A 16,337-nucleotide genomic window follows, 5' to 3' on the forward strand; every position below is an offset into this window, starting at 1 on the left:
GATCTCGTAGGGCTGTAAGAGTGATTCCGCATTGCTCATGCGTTCTTTGCGGGCTGTTCAGTTCTTGGACGACTGCTCCCGGTCAAAGATCCACAAAAAGTCATCCTGGGAGCACGTTTCGTGGCAGCCCTAGCACGCTGGTGTGTCCGACGCCGTCTGGTCACTGTTCTGCTCTGGCTCCTCGCCTTCGCGGGGGTGGCCGCGGGCGCCGCGGCCGCCGGATCCGCGTACTCGAACGACTACCGGGTCCCCGGCACCGAGTCGGGCCGCGCCATCCAGCTGCTGCACGAGGGCTTCCCGCAGCTCGGCGGCGACAGCGACACCGTCGTCTGGCACACCACGTCCGCCAGCGTCCGCGCCGCCGACGTCGAGCAGACGATGACCCGCGCCCTGGAACGCGTCGAGAACCTGCCCGGCGTGGCCTCCGTGACCAGCCCCTACGACGGCCCGGGCGCGGGACGCGTCAGCCCGGACGGCCGTACGGCGTACGCCACGGTCACCTTCGACGACCAGGCGCAGGACGTCAGCCGGTCCGAGGCGCAGGCCGTCGTCGACACCGCGAAGAGCGCGGAGACCGACGGGCTCCAGGTGGAGCTGGGCGGCAGCGCCGTCGCGCTCACCGAGTCCTCCGGCGGGCACGTCGCCGAGATCGTCGGGGTGGTCGTCGCCGCGGTCGTGCTGTTCCTCGCCTTCGGCTCGCTCGCCGCCTCACTGCTGCCCATCGCCACCGCCCTGGTCGGCGTCGGCACCGCCTACGCCGGGATCGTGCTGCTCGGGCATGTGATGACCGTCGCCGACTTCGCGCCCATGCTCGGCATGCTCATCGGGCTCGGCGTCGGCATCGACTACGCGCTGTTCATCGTGACGAGACACCGGCGCGGGCTGAAACGCGGGCTGTCCGTCACCGAGGCGGCCACCAGCGCCGTCGCGACCACGGGACGGGCGGTCGTCTTCGCGGGTGCCACCGTTTGCATCGCCCTGCTGGGCATGCTGATCCTGCGGCTGAGCTTCCTCAACGGCGTCGCCATCGCCGCCAGCCTGACCGTGATCCTCACCGTCGCGGCCTCCGTGACGCTGCTGCCCGCCCTGCTGTCCCTCATCGGCATGCGGGCGCTCAGCCGCCGCGAGCGCCGCCGCCTGGCGGAGCACGGGCCCGAACCCGAGCTGCCCACGGGCTTCGCCGCCCGCTGGTCGGCGTTCGTGGAGCGCCACCCCAAGGTGCTCGGGGCGGTGGCGCTGGTGGTCATGGCCGTCCTCGCGCTGCCCACGTCCTCCCTGCACCTGGGCACCTCCGACCAGGGCAACGACCCGAAGACGTCCACCACCCGCCAGGCCTACGACTTCCTCGCCGACGGCTTCGGCCCCGGCGTCAACGGCCCGCTCACCCTCGTCACGAAGGTCGACGGAGCCGACGACAAGCTCGCCCTGGACAACCTCGACGGCACGCTCCGGGCCACCGAGGGCGTCGCCTCGGTGACACCGGTGACGTTCGGCTCCGGCGGCCACACCGCGTACCTCACCGTCGTACCGGAGTCCTCGCCGCAGTCGAAGCAGACCAGCGACCTCGTCGACCGGCTGCGCGACGAGGTGCTGCCCCGCGCCGAGGCGGGCACCTCGCTCGACACGCAGGTCGGCGGCATGACGGCCGGCTACGACGACTTCGCCGACGTCATCGTCTCCAAGCTGCCCGTCTTCATCGGGGTGGTGATCGGCCTGGGCTGTCTGCTTCTCCTGCTCGCCTTCCGGTCGATCGGCATCCCGCTGAAGGCCGCCGCGATGAACGTCGCCGCCGTGGCCTCCGCCTTCGGGGTGGTCGTCGCGATGTTCCAGTGGGGCTGGGGCAGCGAACTGCTCGGCCTCGGCAGCGCGGGGCCCATCGAACCCTTCCTGCCCGTGATCATGGTGTCGGTGCTCTTCGGCCTGTCCATGGACTACCAGGTGTTCCTGGTGAGCCGGATGTACGAGGAGTGGCTGGAGACCGGCGACAACCGGCGTGCCGTCCGGGTCGGCCTCGCCGAGACCAGCCGGGTGATCAACTCGGCGGCAGTGATCATGATCTCCGTCTTCCTCGCCTTCGTCCTCAGCGGCGACCGTGTGATCGCCATGTTCGGCATCGCCCTGGCCGCCGCCGTCGCCCTGGACGCCTTCGTCCTGCGGACGCTCCTCGTCCCCGCGCTCATGCACATGCTCGGCGGCGCCAACTGGTGGCTGCCCCGCTGGCTCGACAAACGCCTGCCGCGGATCAGCATCGAACCGCCCGAGGCCCGGGCCGCCCATGAGAGGCTGGCCGCCGCGACGGACGCCGAGGTGGCGGACGTGCTGGCGGAGGAGGAGCGGCAGCGGGATGTACGCGATATCCCTGGGTGACGACGGCGCGGAACTGCGGCCCCTGGAGCCCTGGCACGCGGAGGAGTTCTTCGCGCACCTGGAGCGGGGCCGGGACTTCATCGGGCGGTTCATCAACTTCGGGTCGCAGGAGACCGACGTGGAGTCCGCGCGGGCCATGCTCCAGCGGTACGCCGAGATGCGCGCCGCCGACACCCGCTCGCTGCACGGACTGTGGCTGAACGGCAAGCTCGTGGGCGGCGTGCTGTTCCTGAACTTCGACGCCGCTAGCGGAAACTGCGAGGTCGGCTGCTGGCTGGAGCCCGCCGGGACCGGGCGTGGTCTGGTCACCCGGGCCATGCGCGTCCTCATCGACTGGGCGGTCGAGGAGCGCGGCATCCACCGGATCGAGTGGGTCGCCGCCTCGGGCAACCAGCCGAGCCTGAACGTGGCCCGGCGCCTGGGCATGACCCGCGACGGTGTGCGGCGCGAGGCCCACCCCTATGGTGGCGTACGGCACGACCTCGAAGTCTGGTCGGTGCTGGCACCCGAGTGGCGCGCGGCACGCGCGCGGGCCGCTCACGACGATCATTAAGAGACTTCTCAGACAGCGACCCTACGGTGCGAGACATGGCAACGAACGCAGTGGACGAGACCGAGGCCACCGAGGCCACGACCGACGAGAAGGCGGTGGACACCACCAAGTCCGACGAGGTGACCGAGACCGAGGTCCCGGCCGAGGCCGCCGAGACCAAGGAGGAGGGACCCTCCGGCGTCGGCCAGGGCGCTGCCGCCGTGGTCTCCGCGGCACTGGGCGTCGTCTCGCTCACCGGCAGCTGGCTCGGCACGGTGGCCGCCGCACGCCAGAACCTCATCGGTCAGCTGGAGACGGCGCAGAACGCGGACGTGGCCAAGCAGATCCAGGCGGTCTACGGCGACGCCTGGCAGACCACGGCCCTGTGGGGCGGCTTCTTCGCGCTGGTCGCGCTGGTCGTCGGCGTCGTGACGCTCGCCCGGCCGGCGTTCGGCACGCCCGGCAGGATCCAGGCCCCCTGGATCAAGTCGGTCGCCTGGGCAGGTGTCGCGCTCGGTGTGATCGGCCTGTTCCTGGCCGTCCTCAAGTACACCGGCATCCTGCTCGGACTGCCGTCGGCGAGCTGAGTCACCGCAGGTCCTGAGGGGTCTTAGGGAATCCGTGAGCACCTTACGGAGGCCCTGAGGCCCCTCAGCCGTGTCTAAGGCCCCGACCGCCCCCGAAGATGCGGAACTCTCCCGATGTGGCAGCCCCGCCTGGCAGACGAAGGTGGAGGCATCGCAGAAAGCGAAGCCCTCCCACCCGACTCTCACCAAGGACACGCCATGTACGAGTACGAGTTCCAGCAGCTGCGCGCCACCGACCTCATCCGCCGCGCCGACCACGAGCGCCAGATCCGCGAGGCCGCCCGGGCCCGCCGCGCCGCCCGTGGCGAAGCCGCCGAAAGCTCCGCCGAGCACGAGAGCCATAGCCGCCGCTTGCGCAGGCCGCGGTCCGCCCGGACGGCGTGAACACGGGGGCGGGCCGGGCCGTCGATGTGGCGGCCGTCCGGACGGAAGCGGCCGTCGACGTGGCGGCCGTCCGTACGGAAGCGGCCGCCGGTCCCGTGGCCCGCAGCGGCAAAACCGGTGCCGTGCCGCCGGACCCGCGTGCGATGCTCGGGTCCGTGGAGACCAGGTCCGTCAGCCCCGTGTTCGTCGGCCGGGCCGCCGAGTTGAGCATGCTCGACGAGGTGCTCGCCGGTGCCGCCGCCGGCGACCCGCAGGCGTTGCTCATCGGCGGCGAGGCCGGAGTCGGCAAGACCCGCCTCGTCGAGGAGTTCGCCGGCGCGGCCCGCAGGCGGGGCGCGGTCGTCGCCCTCGGCGGCTGCGTCGAGATCGGCGCCGACGGGCTGCCGTTCGCGCCGTTCTCCACCGCCCTGCGCGCCCTGCGCCGCGAGCTGCCCGGACAGCTCGCCGCCGCGGCCGCCGGGCAGGAGGAGGAACTGGCCCGGCTGCTCCCCGAGATCGGCACGGCCGCCGCGCGCGAGGCGGCCCGGCACGACGAGGACGGCATGGCCCGCCTCTTCGAACTCACTGCACGCCTGCTGGAGCGCGTCACCGCCGAACACACCGTCGTCCTCGCCCTGGAGGACCTGCACTGGTCCGACGCCTCCACCCGGCACCTGCTCACCTACCTCTTGCGCACCCTACGCACCGGCCGCCTCGTCGTCCTCGCCACCTACCGCTCCGACGACATCCACCGCCGCCACCCGCTCAGGCCCCTGCTCGCCGAACTCGACCGGCTCCGCACCATCCGCCGCCTCGAACTCGCCCGCTTCAACCGCGAGGAGGTGTGCCGCCAGGTCGCCGGCATCCTCGCCCAGGAACCCGACCCGGACCAGATCGACGCGATCTTCGAACGCTCCGACGGCAACGCCTTCTTCGTCGAGGAACTCGCCGTCGCCGCCCAGGAGGGCTGCCGCACGGGCCTGACCGACTCCCTGCGCGACCTGCTGCTCGTCCGGGTGGAAGGGCTGCCGGAGACCGCCCAGCAGGTCGCCCGGATCGTCGCCGAGGGCGGCTCCACCGTCGAGTACCGGCTGCTGGCCGCCGTCGCCCGGCTCACCGAGGACGACCTCATCGAGGCACTGCGGGCCGCCGTCAACGCCGGCATCCTCACCCCCGCGCCCGGCGGCGACGGCTACCGCTTCCGGCACTCCCTGGTCCGCGAGGCCGTCAGCGACGACCTGCTCCCGGGCGAACGCTCCCGCCTCAACCGCCGCTACGCCGAAGCCCTGGAGACCGACCCGGCCCTCGTCCCCGCCGACCAGCGCGCGACGCGCCTGGCCAGCTACTGGTACCACGCCCACGACGCGGCCAAGGCCCTGCCCGCCGTCCTCGACGCCTCCGTCGAGGCCCGCGACCGCCATGCCTACTCTGAGCAACTCCGGCTGCTGGAACGGGCGATGGAACTATGGGACACCGCCCCCGAAGCCGTACGCCGGACGCTGCGCCCCGTCGACTACACCGAGGCCTGCCTTTCCCCACTGCCTGAACGGCGTGGGGGGACCCCCACCGGCGGCGACCCGGAGGCCGGCGCCCTGCGCCACCTCGACCTGCTGGCCGAGGCGGCGGTCGCCGGACGGCTCTGCGGGGAGCGCGAACGCGCCCTGAAGATCACCAAGCGGGCGCTGCGCCTCCTGGAAGAGGAGGACGATCCCCTGTGCGCCGCCTGGTTCTGGATCCAGCGCTCCCGGCTGGTGCAGCGACTCGCCCGCGGTGACGGCTGGAAGGAGATCGCCACCGCGCAGGATCTGGTCCGCGGTCTGCCGCCGTCCGAGGTGCACGCCGAGGTGCTCGCCACGGTCGCCCATTGGTCGATGCTCCGCCAGCCGGGCCCGCAGGCCCTGACGGCCGCCGAGCGGGCGGTGGAGTACGCGCGCATGGTCGGCGCCGAGGACATCGAGGCCAACGCCCGGCTCACCCTCGGCGCCCTCATGATCGACGCCGGACAGATCGAGGCCGGGCTGGCCCATATGCACGAGGTCAGGGACGAGGTCGTGGCCCGAGGGCTCGTGGGCGTCGTGGGCCGCAGCCATGTGAACCTGCCCTCCGCCCTGGAGGGCATCGGGCGCTCCGAGGAAGCCGTGGACGTCCTTCAGGAGGGCCTGCGCCTCACCGGCAGGATGGGCCTGCGGGACTCCGAGGGCTGGATCTGGGGCAACCTCGCCGAGTCGCTCATCTCCCTGGGCCGCTGGGACGAGGCGGCCGAGGCGGCCGTCAACGCCCAGCGGCGTGGGCGGACGGCCGCGCCGTACGGGTCCGGCGCCAACAGCCTGGCGTTCCTCGCGCTCTCCCGCGGCCGGGTGCCCGAGGCGGCCCGTCATCTCGCCGAGGGCCGCACCTCCTACGGCCCGCACGACCCCATGCCGCAGCACGACCTCCCGCTCTCCTGCCTCACCGTCGCCGTCGCCGTCGCCGAGGGCCGCCTCCCCGACGCGCGCGCCGAACTGGCCCACGCCCTGGAGTCCGGCTTCCCGCCCGGCACCCAGCGCTATGCCTGGCCGCTGCTGCTCGAAGCCGCCACGGCCGAGGCCGATGCCCGGGCGGTGCCGACCGCACGGGACGGCCGTGCGGAGGTCCTGGGGAGCATCTTCGAGGCCGTCAAATGCCTCACCACGAACGCTCCCGTCTGGCTCGCCCACGAGAAGTGGGTCCGCGCCGAACTCCACCGCGCCGAGAGCCGGAGCACCCCGGACGTCTGGTCGGAGGTGGTCACCGCCTTCGAACCCCTGGAGCGGCCCTACGACCTCGCCCGTGTCCGGTACCGCCTGGCCGAGTCACTGCTGACGGGCGGCGGCGAGGCCGACGAGCGCGACCGGGCCACGGAACTGCTCCGCCTCGTCCGTGCCGTCGCCCGTCACCTCGGTGCCCGGCCGCTCGCCGACGCCGCCACCGCGCTCGCCCAGCGGGCCCGCCTGCCGCTCACGCCCGCCACGGAACCGGTCCCCGCCCCTGCGGACCCCGCCGAGGCCCTCGGCCTCACCAGCCGGGAGCGGGACGTGCTGCGCCTGGTCGCCGCCGGCCACACCAACCGCCGGATAGCCGAGGAGCTGTTCATCTCCCCGAAGACCGCGAGCGTCCACGTCTCCAACATCCTGGCGAAGCTCGGCGTCTCCGGGCGCGGTGAGGCGGCGGCGGTGGCGCACCGGCTGGAGCTGTTCACGGCCGAATCCGTCATGCCCGGCTCGGCCAGCTGAGGTATACGCTGTAAAGGACGTCGGGGGAGACGCGGCCCTGGGAGGCTCCGTTGTTCAACATGTTCGAGGAACTGTTCTCACCCGGCCGCAAACACACCCGCGACGAGCAGAACCGGCTGGAACTGACCCGCGAGGACGTCGGGGACGGAGATCCCGGACGCGGGCCGATAGACCTGTCGTCCGGGAAGGTCGTCGTACACCCGCCGCGGGAGCCGGAGGCCGAAGACCCCGAGGAGTGAGCCCGGGCTACGTCACCCGCAGTTCCAGGATCCGGTCGTCCCCGTCCTCCGGATTGCCCCGGCCGTCCGTGTTGCTGGTCACGAGCCACAGCCGGTCGCCGCCCGCCGGGACCACCGTGCGCAGTCGGCCGTACTCCTCCTCCAGGAACGCCTGCGGCTCGGCCGATGCCTCCGTGCCGTTCAGCGGGATGCGCCACAGCCGCTTGCCGCGCAGGCCTGCCATCCAGACCGAACCCTCGGCGTAGGCGATGCCGCTGGGCGAGGCCTCGGCCGTGGTCCACTGGTCGATCGGGTTGTGGAACCCGGAGTCGCCTGACCGGCCCTCCGCCTCCGGCCAGCCGTAGTTGTCGCCCGGCTTGATCGCGTTGAGCTCGTCCCAGGTGTCCTGGCCGAATTCCGAGGCGAACAGGCGCTGCTTGCCGTCCCAGGCGAGGCCCTGCACATTGCGGTGGCCGTACGAGTACACGGGGGAATCAGGGAAGGGGTTGCCCGGGGCCGGTTCGCCCTCCGGTGTCAGGCGCAGGATCTTGCCGCCCAGGGACTCCTTGTCCTGGGACAGGCCCGTGTCACCGCTCTCGCCCGTGCCGACGTACAGCATCTTGTCCGGGCCGAACTCGATCCGGCCGCCGTTGTGGACGAAGCCCTTGGGGATGCCCCGGAAGACCGTGTCGGGAGCGCCGAGCTGTTCGCCGGAGGGCTTCTTCTCGTCGTACAGCATGCGGACGATGCGGTTGTCGGAGGCCGAGGTGAAGTACGCGTAGACCATGTGGTCCGAGGCGTAGTCGGGGGACAGGGCGATGCCGAGCAGGCCGCCCTCGCCGGCGGCCGATACTCCCGGCACCTCGCCCAGCTCGGTCTTCTTTCCGGTCTTCTCGTCGACCCGGACGATCGTCCCGTCGTCCCGGGAGGAGACGAGCAGGCCACCGCCGGGCAGCGGGGCGAGGCCCCAGGGGGAGTCCAGGCCCTCTGCGACGGTGCGTACCACCTTCACCGAGCCCTTGGCGGGTGGTGTCTCCTCGGCGGCCTGCCCCGCCGGTGCGGACGACCCCGGTGCCGCACGGCTCGGGGAGGCGCTCCCGTCCGTGCCGGACGATCCTCCGCCGTCGGAGGAACAGCCGGCCGTCAGCAGGAGCGCGGCGGCGGCCAGCACGGCCGGCACGGCTCGACGTTGCACGATCATGGTCCCTTCGAGCGGCGGCGGGTTCTACCTGTCATACACCTCCCGAGCCTCCGAAGTTCCCGATCACCCAACCCTGTCCGCGAACACGGGCACCCTCAGGGCTTTTGCCCGGATCCCTCCGCGCGACGGGCACCGCCCCGCCCGCGGGATCGCCGTGGACCGGCGGTGCGAGTCCGTCGGCAGCCGGGCTGCCCTCGGCGCGGAGGGCGCCGGTGGCCGTGGCCCCGGTCCGGGTCAGTCCCACGACCCCTGTGCGGGCGGCAGTTCCGCCACCTCTCGCAGGTCCTCGGTCGTCAGGCGCAGGGTCGCCGCCGCCGCGTTCTCCGTGACCCAGCGCTCCTGCTTCGTGCCGGGGACCGGGACCACGTGCGGGCCCTGGGCGAGGACCCAGGCGAGGGCGACCTGGGCGGGGGTGACGTGCGCGCCGTGGCGGCGGGCCACCCGGCGCAGGCCCGCGACGATCGGCTGGTTCCCGGCCATCATCTCGGCCGTGAAGCGGGGGTGCCGGGCCCGGATGTCGTCCGCCTCGAAGCCCGCGCCGGGCCGCAGCCTGCCGGTCAGGAAGCCGTTGCCGAGCGGCATCGCCGCCAGGAAGCCGATGCCCCGCGTCCGGCACCACGGCAGCAGCGTCTCCAGAGCCTCCGGCGACCACACCGACAGCTCCGCCTCCACCGCGCTCACGGGGAACACCTGCTGCACCCGTTCCAGCTGCCGGATCGTCGCGTCGTGGAGCCGGGCCCCGGAGCGGCGGCCGGCCCGCGCGCCCACCGCGCACAGGCCCAACGCCCTCACCTTCCCGGCCTGGACGAGCTCCGCCATCGCGCCCCAGGTCTCCTCGACGGGGACCTCCGGGTCGGCCCGGTGCAGCTGGTAGAGGTCTATGACGTCCGTCTGGAGGCGCCGCAGCGACGCGTCGCAGGCCCGTTTCACATAGCCCGGGCGGCCGTTGGCGACGATGTGCTGGTCGCCCACGAGCAGACCGACCTTCGTCGACACGAACGCGTCCGACCGCCGCTCCTTCAACGCCCGCCCCACCAGCAGCTCGTTGGTGAAGGGGCCGTACATGTCGGCCGTGTCCAGGAGGGACGAACCCAGGTCGAGAGCCCGGTGCACCGCCCTGAGCGACTCGTCGCCACGCTGCCGCGACGCGCTGTACGCCCAGCTCATCGGCATGCACCCGAGTCCGACGGCCCCCACCGCGAGCGCCGCCGCGCCGATCGTCCTGCGCTCCACCTGGTCGTGACCCTCCCTGTTCCGGCCACCCCAACCTAACCTCTGCCGTCGCACCCTCCTGACATAGCCTCCAGAGCATGACTGCTGACGTGTGGCTGCCCATCCCGCCGGACGAGATCGAGGGACTGCCCGAGGGCCCCGCCTACCGCTTCTGGAACGGAGAGGAGGACTTCCCCGCGGACCCGGCGGACTGCGCCTTCTACGTCGTCCCCTACATGAAGCCCAGCCCGCTGTGCGTGCGTCCCATGGCGGGGATGAGCCGGGTCCAGGTCGTGCAGACGCTCTCCGCCGGCATCGACCACGTGGAGCCGGGGCTGCGGCAGCTGCCCGCGGGCGTGCGGCTCTGCAACGCGCGCGGGGTGCACGAGGCCAGTACCGGAGAGCTCACGCTCACGCTGATCCTGGCCTCGCTGCGCGGCGTCCCCGGCTTCGTCCGCGCGCAGGACCGGGGAGAGTGGCTCGCCGGATTCCGGCCCGCGCTCGCCGACAAGAACGTCCTCATCGTCGGGTACGGATCGATCGGCGCCGCCATCGAGGACCGGCTCGTTCCGTTCGAGGTGGCGCGGGTGGCGCGCGTCGCGCGCTCCGAGCGCACCACGGCGCGCGGGCCGGTGCATCCGCTCACCGAACTCCCCGCGCTGCTCCCGGAAGCGGACGTCGTCATCCTGTCCACGCCGCTCACCGAAACCACCCGTGGCCTGGCCGGGGCCGACTTCCTGTCCCGGATGAAGGACGGCGCGCTCCTGGTCAACGTCGCCCGCGGCCCCGTCGTCGACACCAAGGCGCTGCTCGCCGAACTGGAGAGCGGCCGCATCACCGCCGCCCTCGACGTCACCGACCCCGAGCCCCTGCCGCGTGAACACCCCCTGTGGCGTGCGCCGGGGGTACTCATCAGCCCGCACGTCGGCGGACCCACCTCCGCGTTCCTGCCGCGCGCCAAGCGGCTCCTGGCGGACCAGTTGAACCGTTATGTGAACCGGGAGCCGCTGCGCAACGTGATCCTTACGACGGGTGCACCAACCGGCTGATCCGAACTTCGGGTACTGTCCGCAATCCTTCGGGCGCGGTGGGTACTCATGTATTTGGTGATCGTCACGGAGCGTAGAGAACCTATGTCCCTGAGTGACGAGACTGGTGTATCGTCCCGACAGGGGCTGCGCCGGGGACAGTTCGGCGCCGGGGACGGACACTTCAGGACTGTGAGGGGGGCGACAGGCGATGCACGGCCTTTGGACGAGCGATCCGACGGGGCGGGGCTGCCGGCGGCGACCCTGGCGGACGGCCGCGAGCAGACGACGCGGTCACCACGCCGATCACGGCGGGCAGCACACCCACCACAGCGACCACCACACCGACCACAGCCATCACCACCGCAGGGCCGGCAGCCGCGGAAGGCTTGCCCAGCCGGCGCACCGGGGCCCGCGGGACCCGGGAACGGCACGGACCGGGAGGGTCCGGTGAGCGCGCCGCCGACCCCCACACCCACGCTCGACGGAGTGCTGAGGGCACAGCCTCCGTCCCCCGAGGCGCTGCTGCCCCGCACGCCGGCCCCCGGCCCCCGGCCGGGCCTGGCCCTCCAACTCGTCCTCGCCCTGGTCTGCGCGGGATACGCCGTCGGTTCCGCGTTCGGCTGGGGTTCGTACGAACTGGCCCTGATCATGGGCGACTTCGGGCTGAGCGCCGCGGCGGCCACCGCCGCCGTGTCGTGCTTCCTCTGCGCCCGCAACCGCCACACCCGCTTTCGGCCCGCCTGGCTGCTGTTCGGTCTCTCCTCGGCCATGGCGTCCATGGGCAACCTGGTCTGGGGGTGGTACGAGGTCGTCCTCGGACAGCCCGTGCCCAGTCCCAGCTACGCCGACCTCTTCTTCCTCTGCTTCGCGCCGCCCGCGATCGTCGGGCTGCTCGTGCTCGCCAAGCGGCCGGTGACCAAGGCCGGCTGGGTCTGCCTCGGCCTCGACGCCTGGCTGATCGGCGGCTCGCTGCTCACCCTGGCCTGGAGCCTCGCCCTCGCCCAGGCCGCGAAGTCGGAGGGGCCGGGCGTGGCGCACATCGCGCTGTCGCTGGCCTACCCGCTGCTCGACATCGCACTGGTCAGCATGGTGCTCGCGCTGCACTTCAGGCGATCCGCGGTGAACCGCTCCGCCGTCAACACCGCCATCGGCGCCCTCGCGCTGACCGTGATGTGCGACGCCCTGTTCACCTCACCGCTGATGCACCACGACTACCGCTCCGGCCATCTGCTCGACGCGGGCTGGTTCGCCGGCTCGCTGCTTTTGGCGTACGCCCCGTGGGCCGCGCCCCGCACGACGGACCCGGACCGGCACGGCCCGGACCGGCACGGCCCGGACCGGCAGAGCACGGCGGGGCACACGCGCGTGGTGCACGAGCACGTGCCCGGTCAGCGCAGTGGCCCGCACCATCATGCGCCGCTGCCCGGAGGCGAGCTCGGCCGGTATCCGGCCGCCCGGCCCATCGCCGGCTCCCTCGCCGCCCTCACGCCGTATCTCGCGGCGGCCGTGTGCACCCTGGGCATCCTCTACAACGTCCTCAACGGCCGCAGTGTCGACCGCGTGGTCCTGCTCACCGGTGGCACGGTCGTCCTCGCCCTCGTGGTGCGCCAGGGCATCATGCTGCTCGACAACATCACCCTCACCCAGGAACTGGCGCAGAAGGAGAACCACTTCCGCTCCCTGGTGCAGGGCTCCAGCGACGTCATCATGATCGCCGCACCCAGCGGTGTCCTGAGGTACGTCTCCCCGGCCGCCGCCGGTGTGTACGGCCGCCCGGCGGAGGAGCTGGTGGGTACGGAACTGGCCGGTCTCATCCACCCGGAGGATCTGGGCTGCGTCGTGCACGAGGTGCGGCGTTTCCTCGCCGCCAACCCGGTCGAGGAACCCACTACGCGCATCGAGTGCCGCTTCCGGTCCGGTGACGGAGGCTGGCTGAACGTCGAGTCGACCGTCAACCGCCATCACGGCGGCCTCATCTTCAACAGCAGGGACGTGACCGAAAGGGTCCGGCTCCAGGCCCAGTTGCAGCACAACGCCGAGCACGACCCGCTCACGGACCTGCCCAACCGCGCCCTGTTCACCAAGCGCGTCCAGCACGCCCTCTCGGGCCGCCGTGCCTCCGACCGAGGCGTGGCCCTGCGGAACACGGCCGTGCTGTTCATCGATCTCGACGGCTTCAAGGCCGTCAACGACACCATCGGGCACCAGGCCGGGGACGAGCTGCTCATCCAGGCCGCCCGCCGGCTCCAGGACTCCGTCCGGCACGGCGACACCGCCTCCCGGCTGGGCGGGGACGAGTTCGCGGCCCTGATCGTCGGGGACAACACCCGCGACCGCGAGGCCCGGCAGCGGCACATACTGGAGCTCGCCGACCGTCTCAGGACGACGTTGTCCCAGCCGTACGTCATCGACGGCAACGATGTCCGTGTCAACGCCTCCATCGGCGTGGCCTTCGCCGAGCCGGGCCTCGGCGCGGGCGAGCTGCTGCGCAACGCCGACCTGGCCATGTACCGGGCCAAGGCCGGCGGCAAGGGCCGCGTCGAGCTGTACAAGCCGCAGATGCAGCAGGACGTCGTACGGAAGGCGGAGCTGGCCACGCGCCTGCGGGCCGCGCTGCACGACGGCGAGTTCACCCTGCTGCACCAGCCGGTGGTGTCCCTGGAGGACGGCCGGATCGCATCGGTGTCCGCGCAGGCGCGCTGGCGCTCCTCCCAGGGGGTGCTGTTCACCCCCGCGGAGTTCCTGCGGGTGGCCGAGGACAGCGACAAGACCGCGGAACTGGGCCGGTGGATGATCGAGAAGGCCGTCGAGCAGGCCGCCGAGCGGCACGCGACCGGGCTGCCCGCGCCGGTCGTCGTCCGGATGAGCGCCCGCCGGCTGCTGGACAAGTCGATGCCGCCCGGCACGGTCGAGGCGCTGGTCACGCGCCACGGGCTGCCGTCCGGGTCGCTGGTCGTCGAGCTGTCCGACGCCGACCCCAGGGCCGGCCTGGACGAGCTGGAGCGGCGGCTCGGTGCCCTCAGGCGGGCCGGTGTACGGATCGCGCTCGACGGGTTCGGCAGCGGCTACGGGGCGATCACCGCCCTCAGGCGGCTGCCCGTCGACATCCTCAAGCTCGACCGCAGTCTGGTCGAGGGCGTCGTCGAGTCCGCCCGTCTGCACAAGATCACCAGTGGGCTGCTGCGCATCGCCGGCGACCTCGGGCTGAAGTCCGTGGCCGACGGGGTGGATCTGCCCGAGCAGGTCGTCACCCTGCGGGCGATGGGCTGTACGCACGGTCAGGGCATGGCGTTCTCCGGGCCGCTCGACGAGTACCGGCTGCGCCGGGCGCTCGCTTCCGGCCGCTATCCGGTGCCGAACGGACCGGCCGAACCGGCGTTCGCGGGCGGTGCCCCGCGGGTGTACAGCTCGGGTGTGTCCGCCGTCATCGGAGGCGGTACGGCCCTCCGCTCACATAATGAGACTCCCGTCCCACCCACTTGACAGTGAGTGCGTGCCGGGGAGAGGGTCTGTGCCATGCGCACCCGAATTCTCGTACTTGGAAAGCGCGTCGGCTGACGCTGAGCCTCGACCGCTCAGCGACCCCACCCGGCGCGCTCCCCTCGCTTGCCTTATGGCACGAGGGGTTTTTTGTTGCACGGGCACCTTCCCTGCAACAGCCGAAAATCGCACAAACTTCGCAAAAACCCTCAGCATCTGAGAAGAGAATGCCGATGACCGAGCAGGCCACCGGGGCCCATCACCCGCAGCCCCGGCCCCGATCCGGAGGACAGCACTCCGCCCCCGAGCAGGTGACGGGCGCGCAGTCCCTCATCCGCTCCCTCGAGGAGGTCGGCGCCGACACGGTATTCGGCATTCCCGGGGGCACGATCCTGCCGGCGTACGACCCCCTGATGGACTCCACGCGGGTGCGCCACGTGCTGGTCCGCCACGAGCAGGGCGCCGGCCACGCGGCCACCGGTTACGCCCAGGCCACCGGCAAGGTCGGGGTGTGCATGGCGACGTCCGGGCCGGGTGCCACCAACCTGGTCACCCCGATCGCGGACGCGCACATGGACTCCGTGCCGCTGGTCGCGATCACCGGGCAGGTCGTGTCCAAGGCGATCGGCACGGACGCCTTCCAGGAGGCGGACATCGTCGGCATCACCATGCCGATCACCAAGCACAGCTTCCTGGTCACCAAGGCGGAGGACATCCCCCGGGCGATCGCGCAGGCGTTCCACATCGCCTCCACCGGCCGCCCGGGACCGGTCCTGGTCGACATCCCCAAGGACATCCTCCAGGCGAAGACCACCTTCTCCTGGCCTCCCGCCATGGACCTGCCCGGCTACCGCCCGGTGACCAAGCCGCACGCCAAGCAGATCCGCGAGGCCGCCAAGCTGATCACCCAGGCCCGCCGGCCCGTGCTGTACGTCGGCGGCGGCGTGCTCAAGGCGAGCGCCACCGCCGAGCTGAAGGTCCTCGCCGAGCTCACCGGCGCGCCCGTCACCACCACCCTGATGGCGCTCGGCGCGTTCCCCGACAAGCACCCGCAGCACCTGGGCATGCCCGGCATGCACGGCTCGGTGGCCGCCGTCACCGCCCTGCAGAAGGCCGACCTGATCGTCGCCCTCGGCGCCCGGTTCGACGACCGCGTCACCGGCAAGCTGGACAGCTTCGCGCCCTTGGCCAAGATCGTCCACGCGGACATCGACCCGGCCGAGATCGGCAAGAACCGCGCCGCCGACGTGCCGATCGTCGGTGACGCCCGCGAGGTCATCGCCGACCTGATCCAGGCCGTGCAGAAGGAGCACAGCGAGGGCCACCAGGGCGACTACAGCATGTGGTGGAACGACCTGAACCGCTGGCGCGAGACCTACCCGCTCGGCTACGACCAGCCCGGCGACGGCTCGCTCTCCCCGCAGCAGGTCATCGAGCGCATCGGGCAGCTCGCCCCCGAGGGCACGATCTTCACGGCGGGCGTCGGCCAGCACCAGATGTGGGCCGCCCACTTCATCGAGTACGACAAGCCGGGCACCTGGCTGAACTCCGGCGGCGCCGGAACCATGGGCTACGCCGTCCCGGCCGCCATGGGCGCCAAGGCCGGCGCACCGGACAAGGCGGTCTGGGCGATCGACGGCGACGGCTGCTTCCAGATGACCAACCAGGAGCTCACCACCTGCGCCCTGAACAACATCCCGATCAAGGTCGCCGTCATCAACAACGGCGCCCTCGGGATGGTCCGCCAGTGGCAGACCCTCTTCTACAACCAGCGGTACTCCAACACCGTGCTGCACTCGGGCCCGGACGACGTCAACCCGCAGGCCCGCGGCACCCGCGTCCCCGACTTCGTGAAGCTGTCGGAGGCCATGGGCTGCTACGCCATCCGCTGCGAGTCCCCGGACGACCTCGACAAGGTGATCGAGGAGGCGAACTCGATCAACGACCGTCCGGTCGTCGTCGACTTCATCGTCCACGAGGACGCGATGGTCTGGCCGATGGTCGCCGCCGGCACCTCCAACGACGAGATCATGGCCGCCCGGGACGTCCGCCCCGACTTCGGCGACAACGAAGACGACTGAGCGAGAGAGACCGA

11 protein-coding genes are annotated in these 16,337 nt (G+C 71.9%); 9 read left to right on the forward strand and 2 right to left on the reverse strand.

The window, feature by feature from the left end; translation table 11 throughout:
• Positions 1 to 120 precede the first annotated feature (120 nt).
• The 6 genes from CP976_RS30340 (at position 121) to CP976_RS30365 (ending at position 7,339) form a co-directional block, all read left to right on the forward strand.
• Complete coding sequence (locus CP976_RS30340) at positions 121 to 2,367, forward strand: MMPL family transporter (RefSeq protein WP_150483181.1); 2,247 nt, start codon at positions 121 to 123, stop codon at positions 2,365 to 2,367.
• Positions 2,345 to 2,920, forward strand: coding sequence for a GNAT family N-acetyltransferase (locus CP976_RS30345; RefSeq protein WP_150483182.1), 576 nt, complete (start codon positions 2,345 to 2,347; stop codon positions 2,918 to 2,920). The genes CP976_RS30340 and CP976_RS30345 overlap by 23 nt, the downstream gene beginning before the upstream one ends.
• 35 nt (positions 2,921 to 2,955) lie before the next feature.
• Positions 2,956 to 3,486: a hypothetical protein gene (locus CP976_RS30350; RefSeq protein WP_150483183.1), complete on the forward strand. Its 531-nt coding sequence runs from the start codon at positions 2,956 to 2,958 to the stop codon at positions 3,484 to 3,486.
• A gap of 198 nt (positions 3,487 to 3,684) precedes the next feature.
• Positions 3,685 to 3,870 carry a hypothetical protein gene (locus tag CP976_RS30355; RefSeq protein WP_150483184.1) on the forward strand — a complete coding sequence of 62 codons (186 nt, stop codon included), beginning with the start codon at positions 3,685 to 3,687 and terminating at the stop codon, positions 3,868 to 3,870.
• Positions 3,871 to 4,013: 143 nt separating this feature from the next.
• A complete protein-coding gene (locus CP976_RS30360) occupies positions 4,014 to 7,100 on the forward strand; it encodes a helix-turn-helix transcriptional regulator (RefSeq protein ID WP_167537585.1) in 3,087 nt (1,028 codons plus the stop codon).
• Between the two features lie 50 nt (positions 7,101 to 7,150).
• Positions 7,151 to 7,339 (forward strand): DUF6191 domain-containing protein, encoded by a 189-nt coding sequence (locus tag CP976_RS30365; RefSeq protein ID WP_150483186.1) that lies wholly within the window; start codon positions 7,151 to 7,153, stop codon positions 7,337 to 7,339.
• 7 nt (positions 7,340 to 7,346) lie between these two features.
• On the opposite strand, the gene CP976_RS30370 is transcribed toward CP976_RS30365, so the two are convergent.
• Together CP976_RS30370 and CP976_RS30375 are read right to left on the reverse strand one after the other, a co-directional pair.
• Entirely contained in the window at positions 7,347 to 8,519 is a 1,173-nt protein-coding gene (locus tag CP976_RS30370; RefSeq protein WP_150483187.1) for a PQQ-dependent sugar dehydrogenase, read from the reverse strand.
• A gap of 234 nt (positions 8,520 to 8,753) precedes the next feature.
• Positions 8,754 to 9,752 carry an aldo/keto reductase gene (locus CP976_RS30375; RefSeq protein ID WP_150483188.1) on the reverse strand — a complete coding sequence of 333 codons (999 nt, stop codon included), beginning with the start codon at positions 9,750 to 9,752 and terminating at the stop codon, positions 8,754 to 8,756.
• A 77-nt stretch (positions 9,753 to 9,829) separates the two neighbouring features.
• On the opposite strand from CP976_RS30375, the gene CP976_RS30380 reads away from it, so the two are divergent.
• From CP976_RS30380 to CP976_RS30395, 3 genes are all read left to right on the forward strand, one after another.
• On the forward strand, positions 9,830 to 10,780 hold the full coding sequence (locus CP976_RS30380) for a 2-hydroxyacid dehydrogenase (protein WP_150483189.1): 951 nt from the start codon (positions 9,830 to 9,832) through the stop codon (positions 10,778 to 10,780).
• Positions 10,781 to 11,209: 429 nt separating this feature from the next.
• Positions 11,210 to 14,245: a putative bifunctional diguanylate cyclase/phosphodiesterase gene (locus tag CP976_RS30385; RefSeq protein ID WP_167537450.1), complete on the forward strand. Its 3,036-nt coding sequence runs from the start codon at positions 11,210 to 11,212 to the stop codon at positions 14,243 to 14,245.
• Positions 14,246 to 14,475: 230 nt separating this feature from the next.
• Positions 14,476 to 16,323: an acetolactate synthase large subunit gene (locus tag CP976_RS30395; RefSeq protein ID WP_190146984.1), complete on the forward strand. Its 1,848-nt coding sequence runs from the start codon at positions 14,476 to 14,478 to the stop codon at positions 16,321 to 16,323.
• The last annotated feature ends 14 nt before the right edge of the window (positions 16,324 to 16,337 follow it).

This window comes from Streptomyces coeruleorubidus, from assembly GCF_008705135.1.
Lineage (GTDB): Bacteria > Actinomycetota > Actinomycetes > Streptomycetales > Streptomycetaceae > Streptomyces > Streptomyces coeruleofuscus.

Bases quoted from the DNA above. Each gene is read 5' to 3' on its own strand.
- CP976_RS30345 (WP_150483182.1), top strand. From the start codon at position 2,345: ATGTACGCGATATCCCTGGGTGACGACGGCGCGGAACTGCGGCCCCTG.
- CP976_RS30350 (WP_150483183.1), top strand. From the start codon at position 2,956: ATGGCAACGAACGCAGTGGACGAGACCGAGGCCACCGAGGCCACGACC.
- CP976_RS30355 (WP_150483184.1), top strand. From the start codon at position 3,685: ATGTACGAGTACGAGTTCCAGCAGCTGCGCGCCACCGACCTCATCCGC.
- CP976_RS30360 (WP_167537585.1), top strand. From the start codon at position 4,014: ATGCTCGGGTCCGTGGAGACCAGGTCCGTCAGCCCCGTGTTCGTCGGC.
- CP976_RS30370 (WP_150483187.1), bottom strand. From the start codon at position 8,519: ATGATCGTGCAACGTCGAGCCGTGCCGGCCGTGCTGGCCGCCGCCGCG.
- CP976_RS30380 (WP_150483189.1), top strand. From the start codon at position 9,830: ATGACTGCTGACGTGTGGCTGCCCATCCCGCCGGACGAGATCGAGGGA.
- CP976_RS30395 (WP_190146984.1), top strand. From the start codon at position 14,476: ATGACCGAGCAGGCCACCGGGGCCCATCACCCGCAGCCCCGGCCCCGA.